The organism is Clostridiaceae bacterium (assembly GCA_012840395.1).
Lineage (GTDB): Bacteria > Bacillota > Clostridia > Acetivibrionales > DULL01 > DULL01.
Genome location: DULL01000045.1, coordinates 1 through 7,794 on the forward strand (window position 1 = coordinate 1; position 7,794 = coordinate 7,794).

The window sequence follows — 7,794 nt, forward strand, 5'->3', positions numbered from 1 at the left end:
ATCAATCACAAGGATATTATTTTGGTGTGGTGCCTTCAATGGCCTTTTGCAATAGTGGGGAATTCATAGTTGCAAAACTGGGGAATTTTTTTTGCAACTTTGTCCGTTTCTATTTTGCAATAAATATATAAAGACTGGACCTAAAAATAGCATATAATACTTTACTTCAATAAATTATTAAGATTATAATTGCTGTTTCTTATTTACATTTATTTTATATATTTAATTTAATTGTTAATTATTTGTATTTATTGATTTATTACTTTTTCTTAGGGATTTTGGGGAAGAATATTAAGAGGGGGAGAAAAATGTGACAAAAAGAGAAAGACTGCTTGCAGTAATAAGAGGAGAAGCAGTAGACAGAGTACCTGTTTCACCCTTTATATGGACTAATTATATCAGTGAATTTTATGGATCGCAGGATGTCGACATGGTAGAAAAGGGTGTTGAGATCTATAATTATTATGGCTTTGATATAATGTTAAGGACTTGTAATGTGGCAGCTTTTGGAGATGAGAAAATCTGTGACTCAAAAAACTGGAGGGTCACTGAATTTACTAAAAAAATTGACGAAAGAAAGTGGGAAGTAACTACAATTATCCGTACACCTGAGAGAGAACTGAGACAAATAAAGGGATACTGCCAAATAACCCCCAATGAAGTAGTTGAAGCTCCAATAGAGTATTTTATTAAAGATGAAGAAGATTTTAAACAGTTTGTAAAATACCAGCCACCTGTACCGGAATGTGACTGTTCCATAGTTGCCCGTGCATTGGAACTTATAGGTGATGATGGTATAGCTGCTCCCTGGATTCAAGGAGCATTTAATTCAATTGGAATGGTAAGGAGACTTGAAGATCTGTTACTAGACCCATATATAAATCCTCAATTATTTGCAGGCATGTGTAACTATTTTCCAAGGAGGACAAGAGAAATAGCCCGTCAGTACATAAAAGCAGGAGCAGATATGCTGTGTGCCGGAGGTAACATGGCAACAGCCACAATGGTTGGTCCAAGTTTCTTTAAAAAATATATTTTGGATCTGGAAATTGAGCATTGTAAGATTATTAAGGATATGGGAGCTGCTTATCTATATCACAACTGTGGTGATGCTGCTGCTTTGCTTCCTCTTTATTCGAGCATAAAAATGAATGTATACGAATCGCTAACTCCTCCTCCTTATGGAGACACAGATTTCGACACAGCCCTTTCAACAATAGATAAAAGCATAACTCTCTGCGGTAACATTGATCAGGTTAGTTTCTTGAAAGAAGCAACTCCTGAAGAGATTGAGGAAAGGGTTAAAGAGATACTGACTAAAGCAAAGAAGAGAGAAAACTTTATACTTTGCACTTCAGATTATTTTAGTGAAGGCACCCCTGAAGAGAATATCCGCGCCTTTGCAGAGGCTGGGTTAAAGTATGGGAAGTATTAATATAAGTAACGAAAAAATAATATAGAAATAGAGTTTGAATACGAATGGTTTAAAATAGACAAGTCTTTTCAAAGGTTTCGCTTTAGAGATTAAAAGTAATATTAAATTCAGATGGATATTTAACATATAATATTGCAAAGATGGCATTTATCCTCAAAAAGGATAAATGCCATCAAAGAGTAAGTTCTTTGTAAGTACGTTATCATTAAAATTTTCTTTATTATCAACTCATATTTATGTCAAACACTGTTTGATGATGAAGATAGATTCACTTACTACTCTAAATCATATATTCCTAGGATGACTTTATGTTTAACTTGATCAAAACTTGATATTTTCTTTAACGTACCATTTTCACGCTCTTTTACACGATTGAGCAACTGACAGTTTGAAGGTTGAACAGAAAGAGTATAGCGACCAGTAGCTACTGATTTCCAAATGTTACAGTAGGGAAGAGTATCTTTTTTAAACTTTATGTAAACACCGAAACCATGTTTTTTATTTTCTATTTTTACTGTTACAAAACCATTTTCATCTGATTCTATATCGTGTAAATAGTTACAATCAGGAAAATGATCGTTTGGAGGTGCAAACTTTAGCCTATTTTTTAGTTGTTCTTTTGAAAAATCATCAAATGGTTTTACTTTAGCAGGACTATTAATTATTATCTCTGCATCTTCATCTATGAATGGATATCCGAAATTGAAGTGATACAATAACATAAATTCTTCTTCACATGAGTTTTGGTTTTCTACACTATCATTTATAACTATCTCTTTTGAATCCATAGCAGATATAATATTTCTAAAAAGAACCAGACTGCTGCCACCAAATAAAGTGTCGGGAACATATCCACCTAATTCAAATTTATAGTTATCTCCTTCCCATAAAGCTTTTGCATAAGAGTTTACAGATGGCATTACATGATTTCGACCATGAGTGAAATGATAATAACCATTTATATCGCGGACGCCTCCACCTACATTTTTTAGTCCACAGGTGAAAAGCAAACCGCCTGTCATTGTAGCTCCAAAACCATCTTCTACTGGATAATAATAATAAGGATTTACTAAGCCGTTTCGAGTCATATACATTAAGTTAATACCTTTGTAACTAGCTTCAAAGATATCAAAAGACCTATCTTTAAGTACTGTAAAATCTAAAGTAGTACCCGTCTTAACCCTGTAAGCTTCTATTCCTTTACCTTTCCCATCATTGTAAATAAAAGTTGTTATGCCAGCATATTGATTTATATTACCAGTATATTTAAGTAAATCTTTTTTAATCATGAACTATGCCCTCTTTCTCTTTTGAAATAATATAATTAAACTATTTTTACAATTAATAAAATAAAACTTTAAACATTATCCTTTAACAGAACCACTAGTTATACCTTTAACAAATGATTTTTGAAAAAGTAAAAATAATATTGTAATTGGTAAACTAACTAGCAATGATGCTCCAAACACATAATCCCATTTTGTAGTATTTGCTGATACGTAACGATAGAGACCAAGTACAAGAGTATATTTAGCTGTTTGGTGTACAGTTACAATTGGAATAATCTCGTTATTCCAAATAGATACACCACGGAGGATAAGGACAGAACCTGTAACAGCCTTCATTAATGGCATATAAATTTTAACGAGTATCTGAAATGTAGAAGCTCCATCCACTTTAGCTGCTTCATAAAGTTCACGAGGAACTGTTTTAACAAAACCTGTGTAAAGAAATATTGTAAATGGAAGAGAAACTGAAGCAAATACAAGCGACACACCAACATATGTTGAAATTATACCCAATTGTCTCATTACTATAACTAGAGGAATCATATAAACCTGAAAAGGTACTGTTATTAAACAAGTAATAAAATAATTTAGAATTTTCATTTTTTTGCTGCGACTAAGTCCTAATGCAAAACCGGCCATACCTCCACAAATTATCATTACTGTTGATGCTAAAACAAGATAAGTTACACTATTTTTTAGTAATGAAGGATACCCCATGCTCGTAAAAACACCAATTATACCTGAAAGATCAAATGTTTCAGGAGTTAAATAATAGGGCGTTTTAATAATGGCTTCCCTGGTTTTAAATGCATTATTTAGAATATACCATAAAGGGATTAGAGAAAAGAAACTGTAGAAGGAGAGAATTGCAACTGTTATTACTTTGTTAATTCTTTTATGATTTTTATTTGTCATTAGTAAATCTCCTCTCTTTTAAGTAAGAAGTTCAGTTCAATTATTATTAATATTGATACAAGTAAACCTAGTATCATACCTGCGGCTAATCCCTGTGTTGTTCTAAAGCGAATAAACGCATAATGGTATACTTCTAAAGGTAATGTTTGAGAGGCGTAACCAGGGCCACCATCTGATAGAGCAAGAATCAAGCCAAAGGAGCTAAATACTAAAGTTGTGGAAAGTACAATGCTTCTTGTTATAGATGGTGCTAACATGGGCAAGGTGATAAAGCGAAATTTCTTTATTTCTCCACATCCTTCAATTTCAGCAGCTTCATAAAGATCATTGGGAATTGCCATAATTCCAGCTGCATAGATTAGCAGGTAATAACCAACACAGCTCCATATAAAGACTACAGCTATGGAATTCATAACCATATTAGGATCTCCAATCCAATCTTTGACAAGTGAATTTAGACCAATAGACCTTAAGGTTGAGTTGATGAGTCCGTTATTGTAGTCATATATTAACCTCCAAACAAAACCTACCACTATTAAGCAGAGAAGATTGGGATAAAAGATTGCTGATTTAAAAAAATTTGCCAGCTTTGCTTTCAAAGTAGAAACCAATACAGCCATTATTACGGCTAACGCATTCATTATTGGTATAAAAAGAATCATTAAATAAAATGTATTTTTTAAAACAGTTCTAAATCTGTTTGTAGTGAGAACACTTGAATAGTTTTTTAATCCCACAAAGTTAACAGTTGTAGAAATACCATCCCAATCGGTAAAACTCATAAAAAATCCCATTGTTAGAGGAATAATAAGAAAAATAAATAGAATAACTAAAGCGGGTACTGTAAATAAAAAGTAATATAATTCGTTTTTTATTTCAATAGAATTTACGTTTTTGTATTTTATATTTGTACCTTTTTTGACAGTATTAAATGATACCATATTTATTCCTACCCTTCTTGTTAGCTGTCTGAACATTATATTAAATATAATGTTCAGGCAGCTTTTTTGTTAAACATTCAAGAAGAATTAAGTTAAGGTTTTTCAGTTCTTTGTATTTCTATAAGAGAAGCTGCAACCTGTTCAGCTGTAGATTGTCCAGAAAGCATTTCCTGAATTAATGCTGGTAATTCACTATAAATAACACTAGGTAAGTACTGGAATATATGTGTATAAGTTGTTAGACCTTTACTTTCTGCCTCAGAAAGCGCAGAAACTATTCGTTCATCTAATTTTACACCCTTGGGATATTTATCTACAGGATATGGTGGAATGCATGCACGGCGGTTTTGAATAATGTAATAACCATCACCCATGATAAATTCTGCAGCTAGTTTTGCTGCAATTTTACGTTCTCTAGAAGTCTTATTTGAAAAAAGCATGCCAGTTTCTGGTATACTAATATAACCAGCTTCTTCAATAGTATTATTCCATGGTGCAGTAGTAAAAATACATTCAAAATCGTTATATAACGCATCAGCGCAGAACCAAGTACCTTGGATATACATTGCACTATTGCCATTTATAAAATAGGCATTAGCAGTGTTATAATCCATACCAAGATATCCTTCAGGAAATGGATTAATATCTATCAAAAGTTGAATTTTTTTAAGAAAATCCATAAATTCTTTAGACTGAAAATCATATTCATAGTTTATGAATTCATTGATCTTTTCTGGACTATTTTTAGTTATATTATATGTTATCCCGGTACATGCTAAGAAATGTGCAACAGAACTTTTATGTCCTCCACCAAGGTTTAAAGCAACGATTCCCTTATTCTTAAAAGCCTTACACACTTCAATGAATTCATCCCAAGTTTTTGGAACTTCAAGTCCTGCCTTTTTAAAGAGGTCCATATTACAAAACATACCTACTAATCCATCTGCTGGAGGAATATTAAACCGAATGCCGCTAGGAGAAGTACATACAGCTTTCATACTTTCTGACATATTCTGAAAACATTCCAAATCTCCTATATCCATAAGCCAACCTTCTTCAGCAAGCTTTATGAAATACTCACTTGAGCCACCATGGAAGATATCAGGAAGATTATTTGCAGCTACACGAGGTTGAATTGCAGCAATTGTTCCTCCAGAAGTTATAAGTTGAAGGTCGACTTTGATGGAAGGATAACGTTTCATAAATTCTCCAAAGTATTGCCCTGGTAGATCTGGTTCTGCATCAGCAAGAATTAATGCTTCGATAGTTACGTCAGGAATCTCAGTGAGATTTTTAATTGAAGGCGAATCTGGATTTTCATCTAATGTAGTTGAAGGAGATGATGAATCTGAACTAGTAATAGTGGATGTTGAATCTGTGCTTTTATCGGTTTTCTGCGAACATCCTACAACAACAGATGCAATCATGATGATTGAAATAATCAGCGAAAAAACGCGAAAAAAAGTACGATATTTCATTTTTATCTCTCCTTTTTTATTTTTATTATTTAAAAGAAAAAACTGAATTCGTTATGATTTAATTGATTTTTCAAAACAATTAGCTACGTATAACAAACATTATTTGAAATATGACTGTCCTTGAATTAATCCTAAATCTTCTCCTGCTCTATAACGGAATGCATCGTCAATCATAGTTTTATAATCATATTTTGGTGAAAAATCAAGTAGTCTTTGTGCTTTTTCACAAGAGAGTTCAAATTCCCAGAAAGCATCAAGACAAAGATCTACATAAGATTGGTTTGATTTTTCAGCAATATATTTAATTATCTCTTCCCATGTAAATGCTCGATAATATCCTATATTAAAAACTTCACCAACTGCCTCATCTTTAGTCATAGCAAGTAGAATTCCTTCCATTGTATCACGAATATCACAAATGTGAAAACGCCATGAACGAAAATCGCGTCCACGAGGAATACATAATTGCATAGGATCTTTCATTGCTTTTTCTACTGGTATATGGGTATCGGGTATTTTATTAGGATTTATATTAGTATATGCTTTACTCATAGTTCCGCGACATACTGCCAGAATATAGCGTATAGTGAAAAAATTGAGAATTTCATCATTAATCATTATGGAGGCAAAGCGAGTAATTGTAACTGGTAAACCTGTTTCCCTCATGGCTTCAAGGACGATTTGTTCTCCACAGAGTTTATGTACGCCATATAGAGAAGTTGGCCTTTGGGGATGATTTTCATTAATTGGTAAATGAATCCATGATTTTGCATCATATGTTGCATCAGTACTTGCATATAAAAGCCTTTTAACATTATGTTTTATACAAGCACGTGTTAATACAAAAGTTCCTGTAACGTTAAGATTCCAATATGTAAGTTCTGACATAGATGGAGGTCTATACATTACTGCGCCTATATGAAGAACACGGTCCATTCCTTTAACAGCATCTTCAATACTATTAAAATCGAGAAAATTCCCGTAAAAAATCTCGCAATTTAGATTTTTTAATTTGCAAAGTTCAGGGTCATCTTTCATTACAAAAGCACGCACTTCATAACCACGTTTTATAAGGAGATTTACTATATTTGCGCCAAGACGTCCAGTTGCGCCAGTTACTAAGACTTTTTCCATTAATAATGTCCCCCTTTGAATTTCACTTGTTATTGATATGTGATGAATTATAATGATATAAATTTGATGGATTATGTTAATAAATATTATTTAAAAGTAAGTCATGGTATTTAATGTCGATTAATACGCGTACTGTTAAGTGAACTAGAGGAAATAAAAATGTTGAATATAATTATAATGTGATAGCGCTATCACATTTAGTATAATCCGATTTAATATATTTTGTCAACATACTATTTTAAAGTTGTGTTTAATTTTATGATAATGTAACTCATATAATGATATTTATTGACATATCATTAATAAGAATAAAAGGACGGTATTATATATATAATAATGATATTTTTTAATTTTAGTTAGTAAGATTATTATTTTGTGTATTAATTAGAATTAAAACAAATACTTTGTATTATTTAAATTGAAATTTGAAATAATTTATAAAACAAAAAGTATGATAAATTGTTGCAAAAAATATGGTTAGTGTAAAATTACTTTGGGAAAAAACCAAAAAATAAAAGATAAGAGTATCTCTCCTGTGATATCATGTAATTTATGAAGAACCACAATAATCACAGAAAAGGAGATACTCTTATGGAACTAAT

6 protein-coding genes are annotated in these 7,794 nt (G+C 32.0%); 1 reads left to right on the forward strand and 5 read right to left on the reverse strand.

Features of this window, described 5'->3' with window-relative positions:
* Positions 1-310: 310 nt before the first annotated feature.
* Positions 311-1,435 (forward strand): hypothetical protein, encoded by a 1,125-nt coding sequence (locus GXX20_05530; protein ID HHW31120.1) that lies wholly within the window; start codon positions 311-313, stop codon positions 1,433-1,435.
* Positions 1,436-1,710: 275 nt separating this feature from the next.
* Here the strand turns inward: GXX20_05530 and GXX20_05535 are convergent, their stop codons facing one another.
* From GXX20_05535 to GXX20_05555, 5 genes are all read right to left on the reverse strand, one after another.
* The gene (locus GXX20_05535; protein HHW31121.1) at positions 1,711-2,724 is read right to left on the reverse strand and encodes a DUF4432 family protein; all 1,014 of its coding nucleotides are present in this window, start codon (positions 2,722-2,724) and stop codon (positions 1,711-1,713) included.
* 75 nt (positions 2,725-2,799) lie between these two features.
* Positions 2,800-3,639, reverse strand: a complete 840-nt coding sequence (locus tag GXX20_05540) for a carbohydrate ABC transporter permease (GenBank protein ID HHW31122.1) — start codon at positions 3,637-3,639, stop codon at positions 2,800-2,802.
* Positions 3,639-4,580 (reverse strand): sugar ABC transporter permease, encoded by a 942-nt coding sequence (locus GXX20_05545; GenBank protein ID HHW31123.1) that lies wholly within the window; start codon positions 4,578-4,580, stop codon positions 3,639-3,641. Before GXX20_05545 ends, GXX20_05540 begins: the two co-directional genes overlap by 1 nt.
* A 92-nt stretch (positions 4,581-4,672) precedes the next feature.
* Positions 4,673-6,058 carry a carbohydrate ABC transporter substrate-binding protein gene (locus GXX20_05550; GenBank protein HHW31124.1) on the reverse strand — a complete coding sequence of 462 codons (1,386 nt, stop codon included), beginning with the start codon at positions 6,056-6,058 and terminating at the stop codon, positions 4,673-4,675.
* 99 nt (positions 6,059-6,157) lie between these two features.
* A complete protein-coding gene (locus GXX20_05555; protein HHW31125.1) occupies positions 6,158-7,192 on the reverse strand; it encodes an NAD(P)-dependent oxidoreductase in 1,035 nt (344 codons plus the stop codon).
* Positions 7,193-7,794: the final 602 nt, after the last annotated feature.

Coding starts and splice junctions, on each gene's coding strand:
- GXX20_05545 (HHW31123.1), bottom strand. CDS start 4,580: ATGGTATCATTTAATACTGTCAAAAAAGGTACAAATATAAAATACAAA.
- GXX20_05540 (HHW31122.1), bottom strand. CDS start 3,639: ATGACAAATAAAAATCATAAAAGAATTAACAAAGTAATAACAGTTGCA.
- GXX20_05535 (HHW31121.1), bottom strand. CDS start 2,724: ATGATTAAAAAAGATTTACTTAAATATACTGGTAATATAAATCAATAT.
- GXX20_05555 (HHW31125.1), bottom strand. CDS start 7,192: ATGGAAAAAGTCTTAGTAACTGGCGCAACTGGACGTCTTGGCGCAAAT.
- GXX20_05550 (HHW31124.1), bottom strand. CDS start 6,058: ATGAAATATCGTACTTTTTTTCGCGTTTTTTCGCTGATTATTTCAATC.